The organism is Nostoc sp. DSM 114161 (assembly GCF_052692665.1).
This window is the reverse complement of sequence record NZ_CP195141.1, coordinates 8,587,247-8,610,551: the sequence shown is the minus strand read 5'-3', so window position 1 is coordinate 8,610,551 and position 23,305 is coordinate 8,587,247. Positions and strand designations below refer to the sequence as shown.

The window sequence follows — 23,305 nt, the reverse complement described above, 5'->3', positions numbered from 1 at the left end:
TTAGGCATCTCTACTCTGAAAATTCTGGGTTTTGGACTTAAAAATCAGAAGCGATCGCGGTTAAATCTGGTTCGATAAGCGAGTTGAGCAATGTCCACAACTGCAAATCAGTAAAATCTGGAATCGCCATAAATGCGCCGACTTCCTGTAAGAGTTGGGGATTGTGGGTAGATGCTATACCGATGGTGCGAATATTTGCGCCCACAGCAGCGCGAATTCCAGAAGGAGAATCTTCTAGAGCGATCGCTTCCTCTGCATGAATTCGTAAGTTGTTTAAAGCAACTTGGTAGGGTGCGGGGTCGGGTTTACCTGCAATACAATCATCTGCTAAAACGATTGTATGAAAAGCTTCTTTTATCCCTAAAACTTCTAGCATATACTCTGCATTTAATCTTGGAGCATTAGTCACTAATGCACGTTTTAAGTGATGTGTCTGCGTCCATGCTAAGAGTTCCGAAAATCCACTCAGAGGTTGTAGATCGGAGGCAAGTTTGCGAAAATATGCCTCTTTTTCGTCTGCAAATTTTTCCCCTTCTGTTAGTGATAATTGTGGCAAAATGTCTCGAACAATTTCTGGATTTAGGCGCCCGCTAATTTTCGATTTATAAAATTTTTCATCAATTTCTATGCTGAAACTTAGCAGCATTTCTTTCCAAGCTCGGTAGTGTATAGGATCGCTGTTGACAATAGTGCCGTCTAAGTCAAAAAGAATTGCAGCCAGCATAATTGTTGGTGATTATGTAAATAAATGTTAACTTTATTTACATAGTTTACATTGTTTTTGTCTTTTAGCGATTATTATTTTGTGAATACAAGGGACTAGGGATTAAGGGCTGGGGAATAAATTTGCTTAGGAAGTGTAGTATCTTAACCTAACCTTAAGAGCCGCCAATTAATTTTTTAAATCTCAAAATCTATCCTCTATAACTAAATAAGGGATTAAAGTTCATCCCACCCCTAAAAGTCGATGGAATTTCGCGTTAAACAGTAGACCTCTTGCATAAATCGAAAATAAGAACCCTAGCCAAAGCTACGCTTTGTCTACCCTCCCCTTAGGAACTACGGTGTACAGACATCTCTGTAGGAAACCAAAATCCCCGTAGATCCTCCTAAATCCTCCTTAAAAAGGAGGACTTTGAGAGATTTTTGCCCCCCTTAAAAAGGAGGACTTTGAGAAGTTTTTGCCCCCCTTTTTAAGGGGGGTTGGGGGGATCGAAAGTCTACGGCGCAACTCTAGAAAACTTGTGTGTACACCGTAGCCCTTTAGCAAGGGGAGGGTTTGGGGGTGGGGTGTTAGAGGTTGTTTGAAAAGCATTTCTATGTGATTTTGGACACTTTTAGATCCCCCCTAACCTCCCTTAAAAAGGGGGGAACTGGAATCAAAGTCCCCCTTTATAAGGGGAGCCACTGCGGTCTTGGGGGTTTCCCCCATGAGCAAGTAGCGTGGATTTAGGGGGATCGAAAACGTTTTGATAGCCACAAGAAGACTTTTCAAACATCCTCTTAGAGACTTTTGCAAGAGGTCTAGTCAACATTATTAATAACCTTCTGTGTAACCAAATGGTAGCCGCTACAAAGTTTTTTCGCGTTGATGATTTATTAGTGCAGATTTACAACTCTGAAGCTGAAATGGCGTTCTCAGTTGCAGAAATCACCCAACAATATTTACAGCAAATTCTCAACGAACAGGATACAGCAGCTATATTATTAGCCACAGGTAATTCCCAACTGAAATTTCTTGATGGTTTGATTAAATTAGGAGGTGTAGATTGGTCGCGGATTACTCTGTTGCATTTAGATGAATATTTAGGAATTAGTGCCAATCATTCTGCAAGTTTCCGGCGTTATATGCGAGAACGTGTAGAGAAAAGAGTTGCTCCTAAGGAATTTCACTATATAGAAGGTGATACGCTGCAACCAGTGGCAGAATGCGATCGCTACACCAAATTATTGCAAGCACAACCAATAGACTTGTGCTGTCTTGGTGTTGGTGAAAATGGACATTTAGCTTTTAACGATCCAGCAGTAGCAAATTTTCAAGATCCTTACAGTGTAAAACTTGTCAAACTAGATAAAGTCAACCGTCAGCAACAGGTAAACACAGGTCATTTTCCAAATATTGAAACTGTCCCACAATACGCTTTTACTGTTACTCTACCAACAATTTGTTCAGCCAAAAAAATTATTTGTCTCGCTCCAGAAACACGTAAAGCAAATGTGGTAAAACAGATGTTGCAAGGAGCCATAACTACAGAATGTCCGGCTTCTATTCTCCGTCAGCAACCCCAAGCAACGTTATTTTTGGATGTGAACTCTGCTACTTTGCTACAAAATGGTTAGAGACGTTGCATTGCAACGTCTCTACATCTGTTGGAAGAGGAAAAAATCGTGGGTGTAGCCCGCGATCGGCTTATTTATAGCGAGAACTTGTTACTTCATTAGGATCTTGATAAGCTCTGGCTTTTTCCCGGTTACGAGTTAAACCTGCTAAACCAGCTAAACCAAGCAAACCTAGCCAACCCCAATTGGAACCGCGATCGTTATTTTCTTGGTAAGTGGTGGCACCTGTATTTCTGTTAGTACCTGTGCCATCAGTAGTAGTACCAGTACCATCACTACCTGTAATACCAGAACCAGTACCATCTGTGGTCGTCCCAGTACCAGTACCTGTTGTGCCTGTTCCAGTTGTGCCAGTTGTATCAGTGCCGGTTGTGCCTGTTCCACCAGTACCGGTTGTACCTGTTCCACCAGTACCGGTTGTACCTGTTCCTGTTGCACCTGTTCCAGTACCGGTTGTGCCTGTACCGTTTACACCACTTCCAGTACCGGTTGTGCCGGTACCGTCTATACCACTTCCAGTTCCAGTTGTACCTGTACCGTTTATACCACTTCCAGTACCGGTTGTACCTGTTCCAGTTCCAGTGGTGTCGGTGCCAGTGCCAGTTGTGCCAGTGCCAGTTGTGCCGGTACCAGTTGTGCCGGTGCCTGTTGTGCCAGTACCTGTTGTGCCGGTGCCAGTTGTGCCAGTACCTGTACTACCAGTACCGGAGGTAGTTCCTGAGCTACTGCTACCACCAGAGCCTCCGGTTTGAGCAGAAACAGAAATTGGTAAGGATGCAGAAGCAAAACTGATGGCGAAGAGACTAGCTAAAACAGCTTTAGATAAATCAAAAGGTCTCATGATTAAGGTTCCTTGTATGTTCTAGATTGCTGTGATTTGTTGATTTTGAAAACCGATATTTCCTACTCAACCTGCTACTTATGAAGTAGATTTAGACAATACAGATTGATGAGCCTTCCATATACGTTGAAAATGTTAAAAAACATTTTCCTCAGAAAATCATGCTTTGGGCGTGAAATTAATTATTTGTACAATGGCGTTAACGTAAAATTTTTTATTTTTGAGACCTCCATAACTTTAAACTCACACACCGAATCGCCTATTGATTTAATTCACTCTTGTTTATAGTACGCTCTGCTATTTTTCCTGACTTCTATCATCAGAATAAAACCAGCTATATCAAAGGAGCTAATTTATTATTAAATTGGTTTGTATTAACAGCAATACGAAATCTATCATCGCTTAAAACTAGATAAACAAGCCTCAAGATAGACACAATCTTCACATTCTATATTTTGCCCTGGATTACTACATCCACAAGGGGGATTTATATAACATTCAGAAACATCTTTGGGTGTTGAAGACTTATTAAAGATAAATTGTAAAGCTGCTTCTTGCAAACAAAAAATCAAATCTTTTACCATATAAATTTTTATTTTATGTCGTTAACTGACAATTTTAGAGTTATCTGAAAAAATTAAAAATTTAAAACAGCAACATCATATTATCAAATGTTGAAAATTTATTCAGATGATGTTATTTATATATTTTCTTTCAGTTAATAAGTTATAACTTCATACTCCAGGTGTGTCTGACTTGAGACTCAAGGAATATTTTTATTATCGATTAGGTTGTAACCAAGGATATATGACAATTTACTTAAATTCCCAGCTTCTTTAAAAGAAACGGGAATAGTGTAGTTTGATTTTCTTCGAGCTGAGCTATTGTAAAACTTCTTTGACTAGATGACCATCTTCCATATGGATTATGCGATCGGCAACATCTAAAATTCTGTTGTCGTGAGTAACCATTAAAATGGCACAATTCTGTTCCTTTGCTAGTTCCTGCATCAGAGTGACAACATCTCGGCCAGTCTTGCTGTCTAAAGCAGCAGTAGGTTCATCAGCTAAAACCAATTTAGGATGACTTACTAAAGCACGCGCAATGGCTACCCGTTGTTTTTGTCCTCCTGACAGATCGGATGGGTAGTAATTAACCCTATTTTCTAATTTAACAGCATTGAGAATAGCTTCTGATTTGCTACGAGCTTCCGATTCGGAAATATTTTTGTGTAACTCCAGCGACATTTGAACGTTTTGTCTAGCTGTTAAAAAATCTAATAAGTTGTGAGCTTGGAAAATATAGCCAATATGACGACGTACTTTAACTAATTGCTCGTTACTAGCTCCAAAAAGCTCATGACCCAGAAATTTTAAACTTCCCTCTTGAACAGAGCGTAATCCACCAATTAAAGTCAGTAAAGTTGTTTTTCCTGAGCCTGATGGCCCAGTCATAATGACAATTTCGCCAAATTTGATATGAAAATTAATATCGAATAATGTTTGGGTGCGAATTCTGTTTTCGCCAAAATAATGATTGAGGTTTGCGATCCTAACAATATGCTTTGGTTCCATGTGTTATAAATTTCAGATTAATTAAAAAATATCTGCTGGGTCTACCTTTCTGAGTTTATTTGTAGATAAAAATGCAGAAGTTAAACACATTAACGTTGCTGAAATTAATACTATCATTGCTTTGTCAGTACTCATGAGCACTGGTAACTTAGTAGCATTTTTGGAAATGTCATACAGACCTAGAGAGATAACGAAACCCGGTACATAACCTAAAGATGCTAAAATTAAAGCTTGTTTAAAAACCACACTTAATAAATATTTGTTTTTAAACCCCATTGCTTTTAAGGTTGCATATTCAGTTAAATGAGTTGAAATATTACTATAAAGAATTTGATAGACAACTATTACACCAACAACAAACCCCATTAATACCATCAAGTTAAACACAAACCCAATGGGTGTTCTTAAAGACCAATAGTTTTTTTCAAGAGCAATAAAGTCTTTTTTAGTAATAAGTTTTACGTCGTTGGGTAAATTAATTGATAAATCTGCCAAAACTTTTTCAGGATTGGCATTAGATTTGAGTTTAATTAAGCCTATATCTATGTTTTGTACCGAACGATCTTGAAATATCCTCAAAAAAGTTGAAGAACTAACAATTAAATTGCCATCAACTCCAAAGGAGGGGCCTAAATTAAATAAACCACCAATTTTAACTTTGTAACCAACAAATCCAGTATAGGTGTATATTTCAACTTTTACAGTTTTTCCTTGCTCAAAATTTTTAGCGATCGCTCCAAATTCTGGACGAGAATCGCGGTCAAATAAAACAATATTAGGAATTCTAAGTATATTCAATTTTTCTTGAAGATGAGGAAATTTTAAAATTGATTTTACTGGATCGAAACCAAGTACGTATAGTGGATATTTTAACCCATTATCAGGATTTTTAAATTTAGCGAATTGTACATATAAAGGATTAACTGATTCTACACTTTCAAAACCCATTAATTGATATAAATATGCACGAGAAAAGCTTTGATTCGATGTCAGAGATTTATATTGGGCACTAATTAAAAATAAATCTCCTTTTAAATTATTATGTAACTGTGTAGCACTGTCATAGAGAGCATCTTGGAAACCAATTTGCATAAACATAAGAACTGCGACAAAAGCAATCCCAGCCAAAGCTACAAGAAAGCGAATTCTTTGTCGGGCTAGTTGTAGCCAAGCCAGAGGTATATTGAGAATCATTTAGTTAACCTCAAACATAGAAATTAGTCATTGTAAGTACTGACTATTGGCTGTTAATTTTTGATTTGGAGTTATTATTCGTGCTTATCTAACATTTCCCTGATTTATCGATGCTTATTGATTATTAAACTTGGGTATCAAAGGTTTCTAAATTTTCAATTTTTAATTCTTGCCTTCAAGAGAAATCATTACCTCTACTTGTAAGTCACTCAAACTAGCAGCTTTATTATTATCTACTGGGTTATCAATACGAATTTTGACATCAACTATTTTGTTATCTGTGTCTGATTGGATAGCGTTATTAAAGATATTTTGTTTCCCTACTTGTAAACCAATATCAGCAACTTTTCCTTGTAATTTTCCTGGAAAAGCATCGCTAGTAATAATCGCTGATTGACCTAGACGCACTTTTTGGATATCAGTTTCATAAACTTCTGCAACGACATACATTTGTTGTGTGCGACCTATATCAGCTATTCCCATAGTGCCGATAATTTCTCCAGGCCAAGTATTAATTTTCATGATTTGTCCGGTTATGGGCGATCGCACCACACTTAAATCCCATTCCGCCTGAGCTTGTTTGACAGAGGCGATCGCACTATCAACATCAGCTTCTGCTGCTGCAATATCGGTGGGACGGACTTCGGCAATACTCTTGAGTCTGGCTTTGGCCTCGATTAATTGCTTTTGTAGAGTTTCGATAGTCCGACGCAGAGAGGCTTTAGCTTCATTGAGCTGCTGTTGAACAGTATCGACTCGCAAACGTTTAGCATCTGCATCGGAAGCAGAAATCGCACCATCTTTATATAACTGCTGATATCGCTGGTTTTCGCTTTCAGCGTTACGCCACTCAGCCTCCAAGCGAGCGATGGTTGCTTGTTGTGCAGAAGTTTCTCCCTCCAACTCAGCTTCTAGGCGAGCGATGGTTGCTTCTTGTGCAGAGATATCTCCACTTTTTGCCCCCGCTTTTACTTGATTGAAACTAGCTTGGGCAACTAAAACCTGTCGTTGAGCTTTTTCTAGGGCTGCAAGACGAGGAAAGTAAGTATCAAGAAGTGCAACTATTTGCCCCTCCCGCACCCTATCTCCTTTATTTACCAACAGTTTTGTGACTCGAACGCCTGCCTGGGAGTCGGGAGCAGACAGGCGAATAACTTCTCCTTGAGGTTCTAAACGTCCTAAGGCAGAAACAGCAGTCATTCTAGAAGAACTACTTGGAGTAGCTACAGGCTCTACTTTAGAAGACAATTGGAATTTTGAAAAAGTATAAAGTGAAACTCCACCAGTAGCTACAGCCATAATACCTGCCAACATGGCTGAAGACCAACCCATAGGTTTAATGAATGGTTTAATAAACGACTCTTTTTGCTTTGGTACCATAAGTATATTTTCAAGTTACCGAACAAGGTAAAAGAAAGAAGAATTCAGAATTTTTTCTTTTTACTTTTATTGATTGCATTCTAAGGATTCAGAATCCAGAATCAGCGAACTTGCCAGATTTAGACACCCTAAGTTCAGAATTTTTAGAAAATCAAATAGTTGTAACACCCTCGATTTTCCAGCTACTGCGATCGCGGAGCATCTATAACTTTATTTTTTTTAATTCTGGCTTCTGAATTCTGAATTCTGAATTCTGATTTTATTTATTTAGCACTGCCTCTTTTTTACTTTTAACGATCGCTAAGTATTCGCTGCGAGTTCCATCTATTCGATAGTGATCGCAAATTTGGCAGAGTTTCAATATATCTAATCTGCTGAATACTTTTTGATGTTCAATTCCGTTATCATTTCTCCACCGCCAAAAAGTTGTTCGATCGATGCGGCGATTGCTTTCAGGCCATCTTCGTCTGGATAAGAAATCTACCAATTCTTCTTCATAAAACGAATAACCTTTTGGCAACTTCAAGAGTTCTTCTCTTAACTCAGTTAGCGGTATGAGTGGATCTAGCTCAGATAGTCTCATGCCAGCAAGCCCTTATATTTTCATGACAGTTTAATTATGCAGAACGCTTCATACAATACGGATCATCGCATAAATCATCTTCTAATACTGTCGAGTTAGGAATGTATGGAAGAATTGAGTAATCAAAATAAATTATATTTTCTCTCTCCAATTTTCCGAACAAACAGTATTGAATTCCACTATTTAATTACATAGGATAAACCGATTGATCCTCAATTGCAATCCATATGCAACACTTTTGTTAATGAATTAGTAGCAATATATTGCATAAAGTAAAACAACATAATTGCAAATCTCGATAAATTTTGAAGCTTTTGATGTAGTTGGTGTTACTCAGCATTTGAAAATGTGTATTTAATTTGTTATTGCGTTGTTGTTGAGCAAGGTTTGTCATTCTTTAGATATAGTTCCCAGTGGCTAATTTTACTTGACGGTAAAATTTATTGTTTATTAACAATAAATTGTCCAAAAAATTAACTGATTGATTAAGACATAAAAAATTTTTAAATAAATCAACTTTTGGATAGATGTAAAAGCTATATAGCAATCCTATTGGAGTTGTGAAAGATATCGGTGGTGGCTGTCGAGAGTTAACTGTTAACTATCAGCTATTAACTGTTAGATTGCGATAAATGCAATTTGTATGCAATTTTGGCAATGTATTTTTGGGATATGAGATACTACTTGAAAAGAGTTTTAATAGTTATGTGAGTGATAGCGATCGCCCTCGAAAGACACTGAATAAGATGAAACTACAGCGATTCATGCTCTCATTGCCAAGCTTTGATAATCAGCGACTGATCTTTCATGCAGCTCGCCAGACACTTCGCAAAGCTGAGATGGCCCGTCTTGCGGTGCGTGAATGGCTCAATCAACATGATTGTGAGCTTGAAGAATGGAAACGCAAAACAGCTTCCGATCTTGGAATTAGTATTAGTAGACTTGAGCAAAAGCTCTTAGCATCTGCTCAGCATCAGGCGATAACCAGTAAAGAAGATGATGATGCTAATTCAGAAGACAATTCTGTATAGATTCATGTGTGATTTTTAATTAATTTATGCATTTTGAATCGTAAATGTAGAAGCAAACGCTCAAAAAACGTTTCATTTAGCAATATGTATCTAATTGTATCCAAGTTGCATATCAATTGTAATGAAGACATAATCAGTCTAATATTGCCTGTAAGCTGCAATTTAATACAAATTCTGACTCAGAGAATTCTTACGTACATCTGATTAACAATTTATCTTGCAACGTTGAGGTCAAGCTAATGTACTTAAATATTCTACTATTTTCAATAAAAATCGTCATTAGCCTGAAATCTCAACCTACCTTATTTTTAGAGGTATTTAATCCTAAAGATTTAACATCCAGAATTCAAAACTCATCATACTTTGATAGCGAAGTTTAATCAGTTTAAGAGAATCACATAAATCATAATGCGCTTGATTTAACGATTCTCAACTGAATTTTGACAATTGATTCTCAGCAGCGCCGAGCCTGACGACGGGCTGGACAAATACTAGTATTGCTTTTTCAAAAGACTCTAAGGAAACTGAAAATCAGTAAATTACTAGTTATTTCTGCTTATTCCTGAATTTTGAGCTTAAATCTATCAATACCTCTATATTTCATCAATCCATTAGTGAAGATAAACTCATGTCTGCTTCTAAAATTGAAGCTGTTTTGGCACAGTTGCAAGAGGAAGTAAGCAATTGTGAGCAAGCTGTACTCAAACTCATACAGGGAAAAAAAACTATGGTTGAGAATTTAGCATTAAATACCAAAATTAGCACACAAAGGCAGCAAGTTGATATTGCCATCATTGGGATGGCTTCTATATTCCCACAATCAAAAAATTTACAGGAATACTGGGAAAAAATTATTCATAAAGTTGATTGTATCACTGATGTTCCTCCTTCTCGTTGGAGCATAGATGAATATTACGATTCTAATCCCAGAACGCCAGATAAAACTTACTGTAAAAGAGGCGGATTTATCCCGGATGTTAATTTCAATCCGATGGAATTTGGACTACCGCCCAACATTTTGGAAGTTACAGATATTTCGCAATTGCTAGGTTTGATTGTTGCTAAAGCCGCGATGGAAGACGCCGGTTACGGCGAATCTCGACAGTTTAATCATCAAGCCACTGGTGTAATCTTAGGTGTAGCACTAGGTAGGCAATTAGGCGTGCCACTAACTGCCAGAATGCAGTATCCAGTGTGGGAAAAAGCCCTGAAAAGCAGTGGTTTATCCGATGAGGATACACAAAAAATTATCGAGAAAATCAAAAGTGCATATGTGCAGTGGGAAGAAAACGCCTTCCCCGGTATGCTTGCAAACGTTGTTTCTGGGCGAATTGCTAACCGCCTAGATTTTGGCGGTACTAACTGTGTTGTAGATGCTGCCTGTGCTAGTTCATTAGGTGCTTTAAAAATGGCAATTAGCGAGCTAGTCGAACATCGCGCTGACATGATGCTGACTGGGGGAGTTGACACCGACAACTCAATTTTGGCGTATATGTGTTTCAGTAAAACTCCTGCCGTTTCCCCTGGTCAAAATGTCAAACCTTTCGATGCAGAATCCGATGGGATGATGTTAGGTGAAGGCGTGGGGATGTTAGTACTCAAGCGCCTTGCAGATGCCGAACGAGATGGCGATCGCATTTATGCAGTCATCAAAGGCATTGGTACTTCTAGCGATGGGCGTTATAAAAGCATCTATGCACCCCGTCCAGAAGGGCAAGTCAGAGCCTTACGTCGTGCTTACGAAGATGCGGGATTTTCCCCTGCTAGTGTGGGTTTGATTGAAGCACATGGCACCGGTACGATGGCTGGAGATCCAGCGGAATTTAGCTCAATTAAAGAAGTTTTTGGGGAAAACAATCCGAAAAAACAATATATCGCCCTGGGAACCGTCAAATCCCAAATTGGACATACAAAAGCGGCTGCCGGTGCGGCGAGTCTGATCAAAACAGCTTTAGCTTTGCACCACAAAGTCTTACCACCCACAATTAACGTCACCAAACCCCATCCTAAATTAGATATTGAGAATTCCCCATTTTATTTAAATACCGAAACCAGACCTTGGATTGCCAGCAATGACCAGCCAAGACGCGCAGGGGTGAGTTCTTTTGGCTTTGGTGGCACAAATTATCATGTGATTCTGGAAGAATACAAAACCCAACAAAATCGCCCTTATCGTTTACACAAATCTGCCCAATCAGTGTTGTTATTTGCGCCAACACCTGAAGAATTGTTATCCCGCTGTCAAGCAATCAAAAATCAATTGCAATCTGAAACGGGAGAACAGCATTATGCAGAATTGATTGCAGCATCTCAATCTTTAGAAATTCCAGTCACAAATGCCAGACTTGGGTTTATTGCTGATTCTCTCACCCAAGCGGGCAATTTATTACAAACAAGTATTGAATTGCTGAAAAACAAACTGCAAGTAGAATCTTGGGAGCATCCCCAAGGTATTTACTACCGCAAAACAGGCATAGTTACACAAGGGAAAGTAGTTGCCCTATTTTCCGGACAAGGTTCGCAATATTTAGAGATGGGTCGGGAATTAACGATTAATTTCCCTTCGTTGGGACAGACTTATAGTCAAATCGATCGCCTTTTGGCCGCAGATAATTTGCAGCCGGTTTCAGAAGTTGTTTTCCCTGCGCCTGTGTTCGATTTGGATGGAAAGACTGCCCAGATGAAACTGTTGCAGCAAACAGAATACGCACAGCTAGCAATTGGAGCTTTTAGCGCTGGTCTCTACAAGATATTGCAACAAACTGGGTTCAAGCCGGATTTTGTCGCCGGACACAGCTTTGGAGAACTTACCGCTTTATGGGCTGCGGGGGTTTTGAGCGAGGAAGATTACTTTTTCTTGGTGAAAGCTAGAGGCCAAGCAATGGCGACACCAACAGATCCCCAGTTTGATGCTGGAGCTATGTTAGCGGTGAAAGGGGATGTGAATCAGGTTACAGAAGTAATTCAAAGTTTCCCGGAAATCAGTATTGCTAACTTGAATTCTCAAAATCAAATGGTGTTGGCTGGGACAAAAGCTAAAATTGTTAATGTACAAGAAGCTTTGAAAACTCAAGGATTCTCTACAGTTTTGTTACCAGTTTCAGCAGCTTTTCACACTTCATTAGTGGCTTATGCACAGCAACCATTTGCCAAAGCAATTGAGAAAGTTACTTTCAACGAGCCACAAACCCCGGTTTATACCAATGTGACCGGCAAGCGTTACCCAAATGAAGCGCAAGTTATTCAAAAAGTCCTCAAAGAACACTTGAGAAGTCAAGTATTGTTCAAGCAGCAAATTGAAAATATTTATGCTGAAGGCGGTTACTGTTTTGTTGAATTTGGGCCGCGAAGCGTTCTCACCAACTTAGTCAAAGATATTCTGAGCGATCGCCCTCATTTAGCTGTAGCTTTAAATCCCAGTCATCTCAAAGATAGCGATCGCTCTTTGAGGGAAGCTGTTATCCAGTTGCGCGTTGCGGGATTACCTTTACAAAATTTAGACCCCTATCAACTAGAGCAGAAAATCCCAGAAGTTTCCCCGAATAAGGTTTTGAATGTCCGCTTAAATAGCACTAATTATGTGTCAGAAAAAACCAAGCAGTCTTTTGAAAAAGCTATGCAAAATGGCCATCAAGTAAAATTTACTGCTACTAACGGCAATACACCCCACTCACCAATATCCTCTCAAACAACAGAGAATGTAGCAGTCAATCATCAATCTTCTGTCACTAATGGCAATAACCATAACTCAGTAACATATAATCCCTCTCAAACAACAGAGAAAGTAACAGTTAATGGTGGAGTGAAATCTGTCCAGAACGGGCAATCAGGACAACTCGAACTCAAGTCTTTACAAACTAGTGGCGAACTTCCTCTGAATTATCTAACAGCTATAGATAACTTAGAGTACAGCTTAATAGAATTCCATCGCCATCAACATGACATCTTACAAATTCACGAACAATCTTTAAAGCATCAAACAGAATATACCAAAACCTTCTTCCAACTCATGGAACAACAACATGGGTTATGGGGAAATAGTAAATTTAGCGAATCACCAATAGCAACACAGCAACAAATAGTCTCCAGTTCCGAGCGTAGCATCATGCGGTTTCACGACCATCAAGGTGAAAGTCTCCGCATCCACGAGCAATATCTCAACTATCAGCAAGAATACACTAACGACCTTTTCCAATTACTTCAGCGACATTATCAACTGCCGCCTTCTAACAATACCATTCAACAAAGTCTAATAGCACCAGTAAACTATCAAGATAGCCCGACGGTTCCATTATCAAAAGAAGACAATCTGATTCTTAATAATGCATCTGTTGTTGTACCTAGCAATGGATTTGCTAGTAAAACTGAGCCAGTTTTAACTAATGGTAACGGCACAAGTAATGGTGCAAATCATCAAGCAATAGCAGTTCTGGATATTGCTCCACCAATAAAAAATCAGACTGCAACGCAAATATCTGCACCACCAGTTGGGGATATTACCCCACCAAAAGAAAATCAGACTGCGATCGCAACGGTAACACCCGCAGCACCAGTAATCATTGACCAAGATACCCTGAGTCAAACTCTGCTCAATGTCGTTAGCGATAAAACAGGTTACCCAACGGAAATGTTAGAGCTAACGATGGATATCGAAGCAGATTTGGGAATTGATTCCATCAAACGCGTAGAAATTTTGGGAGCATTGTTAGAACTATATCCCGATTTGCCCAGGCCAAACCCCGAAGAAGTGGGACAACTACGCACCCTTGCTCAAATAGCTGAGTATATGGCGAAAATCGCATCAGAAATCTCAGCTGGAGTTGCATCAGTGATTGAAGCAGATACGGAGAGCAAGGAAGACGAGGATGGAAAGAAGGGGAGACGTGAGGAGGCTCCATCTATTGACTCAGCAGATCCAGAACTCACTAAAAATTTTCTTAATGTTGTGAGCGATCGCACCGGCTATTCAACGACGATGTTAGATCTGTCGATGGATATGGAGACAGATTTGGGAATTGATGCTGTCAAACTTGTGGAGATTCAAGGAGCATTATCAGAACTATATCCCAATCTACCTAAGCTGAATGTAGAAACATTAGTTCAAGTGCCTACCCTGGGGGAACTTCTTAGATATATAGAAGAGGGACTGGGGACTGGGGACTGGGGACAAGGGGGACAAGATAGCAATTTTTCTCCCTTGTCTTTCCCCTCTCCCTTGTCTTCCCCCATACCCCATCCCCAATCCCAAATTCTTCGCAGTCCTGTCAGACTGAAATATCTTCCCGAACCTGATGTTTTAGATTTCACTTTACCTGATGAGCATATCGCTTTGCTTACCGATGATGGTTCTTTGACGACGACGAAACTTGCTGAAATTTTGTACAAGCGTGGTTGGAAAATTGTTGTCTTAAGTTTCCCCCAAAGTTTGATTGCTCAACAATTGCCTTTAGCAGAAGGGATTAGTCGTGTGGTGCTTGCAGATTTGACCGAGGAGCATTTGCAAGAACAGTTAACAGCGATCGCCACTAACTATGGTCAAATCGCTGCATTTATCCATCTCAATCCCTCAAATCATGACGATAGCAGCGATGGTGTCCGCTATCTAGAATCAGAAAAAGCTATTCTTCGCCACGTCTTTCTGATTGCCAAATATCTCAAAGAACCACTAAATCATGCAGCGACTCAAGGACGTAGTTGTTTTGTAACTGTAGCTCGTCTTGATGGCGAGTTCGGACTGGGACAAAAAACTAACTTTGGTGCAATTGGCGCTGGCTTATTTGGGTTGACCAAAACTTTGAATCAGGAATGGGAAAGTGTATTTTGTCGAGCGATCGACCTCAGCCCCGCTCTAGATCCTCAAACATCAGCACAGTATATCCTCGCCGAACTCCACGACCCCAATCTATTAATCGTGGAAGCCGGATATAGCCCACAAGGACGAACCACGTTAGTACAGGGACTGGGGACTGGGAAAGAATTTTCCCCAATCCCCCCATGCCCAATGCCCAATGCCCAATCGGTTTTTCTCGTAAGTGGCGGTGCCAAAGGGATAACGGCTCAATGTGCGATCGAGCTAGCGCAGCGTTATCAATGCAAATTTATTCTGCTAGGTCGTTCCGCCGCCGATGCAGAACCCGTATGGGCTGAAGGCTACTTGAGTGAAGCAGATTTGAAAAAGCAGATTATGGAGGATTTCCTAGCTAGAGGTGAAAAGCCGACACCTGCAATGGTGCAGAAGAGATTTAACGCTATTTCATCTAGTCGGGAAATTGCCGCAACCTTACAAGCTATTGAACAGGCGGGCGGACAAGCTGAATATTTGAGTGTGGATGTGACTGATGGATTAAGTGTTTCTGAACAAGTTGCTAGTATAGTTGAGCGTTTTGGTGCGATAACAGGGATTATTCACGGGGCTGGTAACTTAGCTGATAAGCGGATTGAGAAAAAATCGCTCCAAGATTTTGAAACAGTTTACGCTGCCAAAGTTAAAGGTTTAGAAAACTTATTGCGGTGTGTATTACCGAATCAATTGAATTATTTAGTCCTGTTTTCTTCTGTAGTTGGTTTTTACGGAAATGTCGGACAATCTGATTATGCGATCGCTAATGAAATTCTCAACAAATCAGCCCACCTTTTCAAACTTAATTATCCCCATTGTCATGTCGTAGCAATCAATTGGGGACCTTGGGATAGCGGTATGGTTTCTCCAGAATTAAAGCAAGCTTTTGCTGAACGCAATATCGAGACTATTCCGATTGAAATTGGCACAAAAATGTTAGCAGAGGAATTAGCTAGTGCCAATCAAGAAAGCGTGCAAGTTGTGATTGGTAGCCCTTTGGTATATATCCCCAATAAATTACCAAATGGGTTGAAAAGTTTTCGTATCCACAGACATCTAACATTAGCAGCAAATCCATTTTTACAAGACCACGTAATTGCTAGTTATCCAGTTTTACCAGCCACTTGTGGACTATTATGGATTGCTAATACCTGCGAACAACTTTATCCTGGTTACAAAGCCTTCAGTTGCACAAACTATAAAGTTTTGAAGGGATTAATTTTCGATGAAAATTTGCCTAATGAATATACTTTAGACTTGCAAGAAATTGCTAAAAATGGTATCTCTGAAATAGACTTTGATGCCAAAATCTGGAGTAAAACTCCTGAAGGGAAAATTCGTTATCATTTCAGTAGCCAAATGAAACTAAAGCGGGAAATTCCTGACGCCCCACTACACGAATTTATCAACTTAAGCCAGGATAATAAAATCACCGCTACCGCTTCATCACTTTATCAAAATGGGGCAACTACTTTATTTCACGGAGCTACTTTTCAAGGCGTCAAATCTGTCTTAAATGCAAATCTGGAAAATATTACTATAGAGTGCTATTTGCCAGAGCCGAAAGAACAACAACAAGGACAATTCCCAGTCCAAACATTTAATCCCTACATTACAGATGTGCAGATTCATGCATTCTGGATTTGGTCGCAATATTTTCATCAAGTTGCTTGTTTACCTTCAGAAATTACAATTTTTGAACAATTTCTCCCTGTCCCATTTGGCGAAACATTTTATGTTTCCTGTCAAATCAAATCCAAGACAGAATCGAGTTTGCTTGTTGATGTCATCGCCCATAATCAACAAGGAAAAATATATACCAGAATGCTAGGAGCCAAAGGAACTATTTTGCCCAAGCAACTAGATGAAATTTAAATATAATCTGTAATTAAAAACGGACGTTGCTGAATCTTTCTCCATCTAGGTAACATTTTACTTGATTCAGCAACAGCAAAAAATTGGCGTTGGTGAGTGGAAATATGAATTGACATTCACGCAGAGGCGCAGAGTCGCAGAGAGTAAGAGTTGAGAAGAGTTAATTTTGGAATTTCAAATTCAGCAATGCCAAAAAGTTTATAAATCAGCTTGAGGAGATAGGTGATGGAAGAATTTGCAAAAAATAAAACTCCTAAAATAGCAATTGTAGGAATGGATTGCTATTTAGGCGGCGGTTGCAAGGGATTAGATACCTTTGAACGCAGTATTTATGAAGGAACTCAGCATTTTATTTCCATACCTCCTCAGCGATGGCAAGGAATACAAACACAAGAAGACTTGCTGAAGAACTCTGATTTTGATGGAGATTTTGCACCATTAGGCGCATACATCAAAGATTTTGAAATTGATACTTTACGTTTAGGAATCCCGCCAGAAGAAGTAGAGAATTTCGATCCTCAAGATTTGTTGATGCTTGAGGTAGCCGATCGCACTTTGAAAGATGCCGCACTTCCTCAAGGAACAAGAATAGCAATTATTCTTGTGACTGCTACAGAATTGGATTTCAATCAACTTCCACAAACAGATATTAAAAAACATAATGAATATCCAAGCTACATTGAAAACAATCTGGCTAATTATATTTCCAAATTGTGGAATTTTGCTGGCCCGGCGTTTACATTAAGTGCTACAGAAAACTCTGTTTTCAAAGCCTTAGAACTTGGACAAAAACTACTCGCAATTAGAGAAGTAGATGCTGTTTTAGTTGGTGCAGTTGAGCTTGCTGGAGATGGCGCTAGTGTTTTATTAAGAAATAAAATTGCAAAAATTAACACAGGCGTAAACACTCTCGGTTACGATGAAAATGTTAATGGCTGGATAGTAGGTGAAGGTGCAGCGGCTGTAGTCTTGAAACTCCACGAAACAGCAAAACAAGAAAACGATCGCATCTATGCAACAATTGACGCTCTCAGTCTCCTAGAAAATTCCATAAATCCCACTCCCCAAGAAGCAGTAACACAAGCTTGTCAGTTAGCTTTTGAGCTTGCAAATATCAAACCAAGAGAGATTAATTATTTAGAAGTTGTTGGTAGTGGAATTGCACAGCAAGATGAGTTAGAAATTCAAGGTTTGATTGAAGCATATCGCACATGCGAAGTCAATTTAAGTTGTGCAATTGGTAGTGTCAAAGCAAATATTGGTCATACTTATGCTGTATCGGGAATAGCGAGTTTAGTTAAAACAGCATTGTGTTTATATCACCGCTATATTCCCGCAGTTCCCAACTGGTCTAAACCTAAAATGCCAGAGGTTTGGCAAGGTAGTCCTTTTTATGTTGCTACTGAATCAAAACCTTGGTTTCTAGAAAAAGGAAGTATTAAAAGAATAGCTGCTATTAATGGGATAGAGGAAGACGGAAGTTATGCACATCTAATTTTGTCTGAGGAAGTAAGCCACAAGCATTATAGCAGCAAATATTTAGAGCAAATGCCTTATTATTTATTTGCGATCGCTGCTAACGACCAATCAAGTTTATTAGAACAAATCCGCACTCTTCAAGAAACTATTCAAAATTCTTCTTCCCTATCTACTGCTGCTAGCCAGACTTTTGCAACTTTTCAACAGCGTCAACAGGCGGCTTATGCTGTAGTAATTCTCGGACACAATCAAGATGAATTGCAGCGGGAAATTCAGCATTCTTTAAAAGGTGTTGCTAATGCTTTCGAGACAGGAAAAGATTGGCAAACTCCTTTAGGCAGCTATTTCACAGCAAAACCACTCGGACAAAAAGGTAAAATCGCTTTCGTTTATCCAGGTGCTTATAGTGCTTATCTTGGACTAGGGCGAAATCTGTTTCGTTTGTTTCCTCAACTTTATGATGACCCCCTCATCGGCAGCGTTTATAAACGTGTAGCCAACGTAGAAAAGTTTATTTATCCTCGAAGTTTAGAAAGATTATCCAATAGGCAATTAGAAGTTATTGAAAAGCAATTTCTTGATGATTCAGTAGCAGTATTGGAATCAGAAATGGGCTGTGCTGGAATGATGACAGCCATTTTAAAAAATTATTTTCAAGTAAAAGCTCAATGTGCTTTTGGTTATAGTCTGGGCGAAATTAGCATGATGTTGGCTCAAGGTGTCTGGACTCAGTTTCAAGAAGGTAGTGAAGGGTTTAATTCATCATCTCTATTGAAGACAAGGCTATCTGGCCCGAAAAATGCTGTGCGGGAATATTGGGGATTATCTCAAGCAGAAGATGATAATGAAAATTTCTGGCGTAACTATATTGTTATGTGTCCAGTATCTCGCGTGAGAGAAGCAATTAAACAAGAAAAGCGAGTTTATTTGCCTTTAATTAATACTACAGAAGAAGTGGCGATCGCTGGTGATATCCAAGCGTGTCAGCGGGTAATTACCAATCTCAATTGTGATGCTTTTTCTGCTCCCTTTACCCATGTTATTCACTGCGAACCAATGTGTTCTGAGTACGATGAACTTGTGAGATTAAATACATTACCTACCCAAAACGTACCAGAAACGATCTTTTATTCCGCGGCCGAGTATAAACCGATTAAACTAGACAGCCATTCTATTGCTCACAACATTGCTAAAAACCTCTGTCAACAGCTTAATTTTCCTCAGTTAATTAACCGCGTTTATCAAGATGGTTTCAACATATTTATTGAAGTAGGCGCAGGTAGTAACTGTTCTAGATGGATAGATAAAGTCCTCAACCAAAAAGAACACATTACAGTAACGCTTAATAAAAGAGGTGTAGACGATTGTACTTCTTTTATTAAGGCTTTAGCAAAACTCGTGAGTTATAGAGTTCATCTAGATTTATCACCACTATATCCTCCATTAGAAAAAACTTTCTACAACAGCCAGTCTAAAGTTAAAAATATAGTTTTAGACAGTAATAAAACAAGTTACACATTTTTGAGAAATAGCAATCAAAAAATTATTGGAGATATAGATTTACATCCAATGATTAATGTGAGAAAACACGAATATACACTACCAGAATTCAAGGAATCGACACCAATGAATACTTATACAGAAACTCCTGTCAAAAATGCTGAAAATTTCTCTAACAAACTAGAGAATATTTTAGAGCCAGTCGATCTTCCAAATAGCAAGCAACCTACTCAGTTGTTGCTAAAAGAACGCAATTTACAAACTGTAGAAAAATCACAAGCTAACGAAACTCAGACTAAAGAAGAAGAAAAGCATCAATACAATTTAACCACTTACAGCATTGCTGAGAAATCCGAATTATTGAACTTTCGCAGCCTTGCTTATCAAAAACTAAGTGAGAATGCTTCCCAGATGACCAAAGCCCATGTTGTTTTTTTACAAGCGCGACAGGAATCGCTCAAACAAATCAGCACCATGATTCAATTGCAAATAGCTTGCTATCAAAAATTATTTGAATAATAAGATTTGCATAATTCTCTTCAGCCAGATTACATAAATAGAGGCTAAAACATGAGCGTTACTAACAATACATTAAATAAAAATGGTAATTATCTCAAAATCTCAGAATCTCCTCATCACCATAATCAAATTTGGCACGGAATTTTAGATTCTGTTTCATTTCATGAAACAGGCATAAAATCTAAGTTGCTAAATTTAGATAAACCTTGTTATATTATTAGAGTCGAAGGAAAAATTGGTGCAACTAACGAAGGTCGTTTATATCCTTACAATCAAGAAAAAATTCAAGAAGCAGAAATAATAATAGCTGTTCCACCAATATCGACTCAACAGTTAGGCGATTCAAATTTTCTCAACTTTCATGGTGTAAAATATGCTTATGCCACGGGAGCAATGGCTCAAGGTATTGCTTCCGAAGAACTGGTAATTGCTCTTGGTAAAGAGAAAATCTTGAGTTCATTTGGGGCTGGTGGCTTGTCTCCTGGTCGCGTCGAAGCAGCCATTAATCGTATTCAACAAGCTTTACCCCAAGGCCCTTATGCTTTTAACTTACTCCACAGTCCTAGCGAACCTGCTATTGAACGCGGTGTAGTTGATTTGTATCTTAAATACCAAGTAAGAACAATAGAAGCTTCTGCCTTTTTAGATTTGAGCGACAACATCATCTATTACCGAGCTGCTGGACTTAGTTTGGATGCAGCTAATCAAATCGAAATCAAAAATAAAATCATTGCCAAAATTTCTCGCAGAGAAGTTGCGACTAAATTTCTTCAACCTGCTCCCACAAAAGTTTTAAAAAAATTAGTTGAGCAAGGTCTAATCACTGAATTACAAGCAACCCTAGCCCAAAAAATTCCTGTAGCTGATGATATTACAGTAGAAGCCGATTCTGGCGGTCATACAGATAATCGTCCTCTGGTTTGTTTGTTACCTTCTATCTTGGAATTGAGAGATGAAATTCAAAACAAATATTGTTATGAAAAACCAGTTAGAGTTGGAGTTGCAGGGGGAATTGCTACACCAAAATCAGCCTTAGCTGCCTTTATGATGGGGGCTGCTTATGTTGTGACTGGTTCAATTAATCAGTCTTGTATTGAAGCTGGAACTTCTGAACACACTAAACATTTGCTAGCTCAAGCCGAGATGGCTGATGTGATGATGGCTCCAGCAGCAGATATGTTTGAAATGGGAGTAAAACTTCAAGTTCTTAAAAGAGGAACTCTCTTTCCTTTACGAGCGCAAAAACTGTTTGAATTATATAAAAATTATGACTCAATTGAAGATATTCCCTTAGCAGAAATAGACAAGTTAGAAAAACAAGTTTTGCGAAAAAGCTTAGAAGCAGTTTGGGAAGAAACAGTTAGTTATTTGTCTCAGCGCAACCCTGATAAATTAGCCAAAGCTGTTAACAATTCCAAACTCAAAATGGCTTTAATTTTCCGTTGGTATCTTGGATTATCATCTCGTTGGTCTAATTTTGGTGAAAAAGGAAGAGAAATGGATTACCAAATTTGGTGTGGCCCAGCTATGGGCAGCTTTAACGATTGGGTTAAAGGTTCTTATTTATCTGATTCAAAAAATCGCCATGTCGTTGATGTTGCTAACCACATAATGGCTGGAGCAGCGTTTTTATACCGGATTCAAAGTTTAAAAATCCAGGGTTTACAAATGCCAGCTTCCTATAGTGAATATCGCCCAGTTAACTTTCAATAAAGGAGAAAAATTACATGAATACTGTACAAATAGATCGCAGAATTCCTAAAATTCAAAATAAGCTTTTTGAGCAGGCACATAGTAATGCCTTAGAATTAAAACCGATTGCTATAGCTATGAGCAAACAGGGAATTAAAGGAGAAAAGCTCTATTGCCATCCTGGGATGCTACCTTTACCCATACCAATTTGTGAATATCTGCTTTCTTTTAATAGTCGCCAAAAGGCAATTTTATCTGCGACATTCTTTGCCAATTTTTATAAGTATGTTGCCAATAGTGAATATCAGTCACTAATATCCAATATGAGTATTGCTGAGAAAGTTTTTGTGCCATACTCAGACGAATTTATGATTCTTCATCAGGAAACTAATGAAGAGATGGATCATATTTGGTCTTTTAGAACTGTATATAATATGGTCTGCCGAGACATAGGAATTCAAAGTTCGTTTGATGAACCTAGTTTTTTCTATGGAACTGTTGGTATAATACCCCAATCAGATTTTGAAAAATTCGATACTCGTTTTACTTTTGATGAAAACCTAAATGCAATTCTGTCTCATCTCCAGAAAGGGAAAAGCTTTCTGAAAAACATAGTGGAAGAGACACAACAGCAAGGTAAAAATTTCACATATCGAACTTTACGGTTTATGGTTGGGGATGCCATGAGAATGCTACCTGCCGAAAAAGTTCAAGAAAGTGGCTTGGGTAGTTTGACTCTGTTGTATCGGTACATGGCTAATGTGGAATTAAAAAAAAGCGAAGCATATTTATTTGATTCTCCAGAAGATTTTGATTATGAACCATTAGCTTTTGAATTAAATCAAGGTCATTTAACAGATGAAGCACGTCACTATACAACATCTTTTGAGTTAGGGGTAGAACTGTATAAAGTAGCTCCTCCAGAAGCTCAAGATTTCGTTAAGTATTTCCTACAAATAATTGTGGAAGACTATATTAATGCTAGTTACACAACTTATTTGGAGAAGTTAGATCTTACTGCCCAAGGGATGTTGTTAACTGATACTAGAATCGGGCTGAATTCACTACGTATGTCTCTGCACCATCCAGAATTAGCTGATAAGCAGGTAGATGTCAGCCAACTAGTTGATTCTTGGAGAAATATAAGCTCAAAGTGGCGAAATATCATCGGTTACATGGAGCAAAAGAGTTGGCAATACAAATCTCAGCAACTAGAGCGTTTGATTAAAGAACTGGGATTAGAATTAAATACAACTAAGTTGGGTAATCGCTATGAGCGTTATCAGGATGCTCTGGCGATTAAAGAGATTTTCAAGGTTCTTGAAGTTGCCTAATAGTTATCAGAATTCAGGAGTCAGAATTATGAAAACATCAAAATAATATTTAATGAACTAATATGCCAATAATAATAAATTACTGAAAATTTCTGATTTTTTAGTACTAAACGCTTGGGGTATT

General features: G+C 38.6%; 12 protein-coding genes. 6 read left to right on the top strand and 6 right to left on the bottom strand.

Annotated features, from left to right (window positions below; all coding sequences use genetic code 11):
• Positions 1-37: 37 nt before the first annotated feature.
• Positions 38-724 carry an HAD family hydrolase gene (locus NSTC745_RS35950; RefSeq protein WP_445635291.1) on the bottom strand — a complete coding sequence of 229 codons (687 nt, stop codon included), beginning with the start codon at positions 722-724 and terminating at the stop codon, positions 38-40.
• Between the two features lie 836 nt (positions 725-1,560).
• Here NSTC745_RS35950 and NSTC745_RS35945 point away from each other — a divergent pair.
• Entirely contained in the window at positions 1,561-2,340 is a 780-nt protein-coding gene (locus NSTC745_RS35945) for a glucosamine-6-phosphate deaminase (RefSeq protein ID WP_445635290.1), read from the top strand.
• A gap of 70 nt (positions 2,341-2,410) precedes the next feature.
• On the opposite strand, the gene NSTC745_RS35940 is transcribed toward NSTC745_RS35945, so the two are convergent.
• The 5 genes from NSTC745_RS35940 to NSTC745_RS35920 form a co-directional block, all read right to left on the bottom strand.
• Positions 2,411-3,181: a WGxxGxxG-CTERM domain-containing protein gene (locus tag NSTC745_RS35940; protein WP_445635289.1), complete on the bottom strand. Its 771-nt coding sequence runs from the start codon at positions 3,179-3,181 to the stop codon at positions 2,411-2,413.
• Positions 3,182-4,062: 881 nt separating this feature from the next.
• Positions 4,063-4,755 (bottom strand): DevA family ABC transporter ATP-binding protein, encoded by a 693-nt coding sequence (locus NSTC745_RS35935; protein ID WP_445635288.1) that lies wholly within the window; start codon positions 4,753-4,755, stop codon positions 4,063-4,065.
• Between the two features lie 21 nt (positions 4,756-4,776).
• Complete coding sequence (gene devC, locus NSTC745_RS35930; RefSeq protein ID WP_445635287.1) at positions 4,777-5,949, bottom strand: ABC transporter permease DevC; 1,173 nt, start codon at positions 5,947-5,949, stop codon at positions 4,777-4,779.
• A gap of 162 nt (positions 5,950-6,111) precedes the next feature.
• Positions 6,112-7,329, bottom strand: a complete 1,218-nt coding sequence (locus NSTC745_RS35925) for an ABC exporter membrane fusion protein (protein ID WP_445635286.1) — start codon at positions 7,327-7,329, stop codon at positions 6,112-6,114.
• 259 nt (positions 7,330-7,588) lie between these two features.
• Complete coding sequence (locus NSTC745_RS35920; RefSeq protein WP_073640979.1) at positions 7,589-7,912, bottom strand: hypothetical protein; 324 nt, start codon at positions 7,910-7,912, stop codon at positions 7,589-7,591.
• Positions 7,913-8,544: 632 nt separating this feature from the next.
• Here NSTC745_RS35920 and NSTC745_RS35915 point away from each other — a divergent pair.
• The 5 genes from NSTC745_RS35915 to NSTC745_RS35895 all read left to right on the top strand — a co-directional run bounded on the left by NSTC745_RS35915 (position 8,545) and on the right by NSTC745_RS35895 (position 23,181).
• On the top strand, positions 8,545-8,943 hold the full coding sequence (locus tag NSTC745_RS35915) for a hypothetical protein (RefSeq protein WP_445635285.1): 399 nt from the start codon (positions 8,545-8,547) through the stop codon (positions 8,941-8,943).
• Between the two features lie 628 nt (positions 8,944-9,571).
• Positions 9,572-16,657, top strand: coding sequence for an SDR family NAD(P)-dependent oxidoreductase (locus tag NSTC745_RS35910; RefSeq protein WP_445635284.1), 7,086 nt, complete (start codon positions 9,572-9,574; stop codon positions 16,655-16,657).
• 225 nt (positions 16,658-16,882) lie between these two features.
• Positions 16,883-20,155, top strand: a complete 3,273-nt coding sequence (locus NSTC745_RS35905) for a PfaB family protein (protein WP_445635283.1) — start codon at positions 16,883-16,885, stop codon at positions 20,153-20,155.
• 51 nt (positions 20,156-20,206) lie between these two features.
• The gene (locus NSTC745_RS35900) at positions 20,207-21,868 is read left to right on the top strand and encodes a PfaD family polyunsaturated fatty acid/polyketide biosynthesis protein (protein WP_445635282.1); all 1,662 of its coding nucleotides are present in this window, start codon (positions 20,207-20,209) and stop codon (positions 21,866-21,868) included.
• Positions 21,869-21,882: 14 nt separating this feature from the next.
• Complete coding sequence (locus NSTC745_RS35895; protein WP_445635281.1) at positions 21,883-23,181, top strand: hypothetical protein; 1,299 nt, start codon at positions 21,883-21,885, stop codon at positions 23,179-23,181.
• Positions 23,182-23,305 lie beyond the last annotated feature (124 nt).